At 59.1% G+C, this 1,226-nt stretch carries 1 protein-coding gene; it reads left to right on the forward strand.

Annotated elements, in window-relative coordinates; genetic code table 11:
• Window positions 1-137 precede the first annotated feature (137 nt).
• Window positions 138-650, forward strand: a complete 513-nt coding sequence (locus GPA25_RS23565) for a hypothetical protein (RefSeq protein ID WP_169262827.1) — start codon at window positions 138-140, stop codon at window positions 648-650.
• The last annotated feature ends 576 nt before the right edge of the window (window positions 651-1,226 follow it).

Below are 1,226 nucleotides of genomic sequence, written 5' to 3' on the forward strand. Positions count from 1 at the left end.
TCCAGCCTCTCGGGCAGCAGCGCCTCCTGTGTGCGGCTCTGACCTTCGACGAAGCGCTTCATGGTCACTGATCACGCTGATAACAATGCAGATATCATACAACATCGACCGTTTTTACACAGCCTCGGCCAGAGGACGTGATCATCCAGGAGATCACCGACGATTTTCAGCAGCCATTGCGCGATCGCAGGGTTCTCCTCTCCATGGAGCTCTTGGCCGCTTCGACGCTGGAGTCGAATGATCGCGCCCGCTTTGTCATGGCCGTTTCGGCGCTGGAGCCACTCGCCCAGCAAGCGCCGCTCGGAGACGAGGTGGACCGCTTTGTCGAGAGAGCTTTGGCGGACTTACGGGCTGATGGTGCTCTTCCTCTGCATCTACGCGCGTCCTTGGAAGGAAGGCTTAGGCAACTTCGAACGGAATCCGTGCGCCAGGCCTTATCCCGGCTGTGCGCAAAGTGGTTTCCCGGTGACCGCACCGCCCGGGACACCATCGATCACGTGTATGCGCTGCGTAGCGAAATTCTTCACGAAGGCCGTGTGTCTGATCTCGACACGCTGCTCGGGGTCGAAACGCTAAAAGTCCGCCAGTACCTTCGGAGAATTTATGAGCAAGAGTTCGCCCGCGCTTTCCGAGTAGGTACAACTGTATGAGCCGGGTGGGATCTGCCTTGGCCTTTGACGCCGCTTCGGCACACCGATTGAGTTGGAAGGGGACGCTGCTGGCCAACAGGTCGTTCGACACGGACACGCAGCGGCATTGCGCCGGTCAACTCCGACGTTGGGCGTCATGATTGCTATGCCTCTTCCCGCAGACCTACTCAAGCAAATTTCCGACGCGATCTGCCGTCCAGAAGGCAGCGTCACGTTCGAGTACTCGTCTCCGGATGCCTTTCGCGTTGGCACACCTGGAGGCGTCATTGTTGAGATTCCAGCTGGAGGACACTACTTCCGGCTAGAACTCACGCCGGAACGTCGCCTGAACTTCTATCATTCCTCACCGGCGACAGGAACCCGAGTTGCGTCCATCGACCTATCAGCTGTCCCAAGTTTCGAGCGCGCCTTCTTGGCCTTTGTTTGGTCTCCCGATGAGATACACCTTCACTGCGGCCCCCGAGACGTTTCGTTCGGATTACTGAGCGCTGTTGGCACGGCATCGCCGGTGCCTTTCCGGGTTGGCGCTGATGGGGCGGTGTTCCGGATCGGGGGGGAGGGCATACAGGTTATGGG

Origin of the sequence: Aromatoleum diolicum (assembly GCF_012910955.1) — a bacterium.
In the GTDB taxonomy this organism is placed as follows: Bacteria; Pseudomonadota; Gammaproteobacteria; order Burkholderiales; family Rhodocyclaceae; genus Aromatoleum; species Aromatoleum diolicum.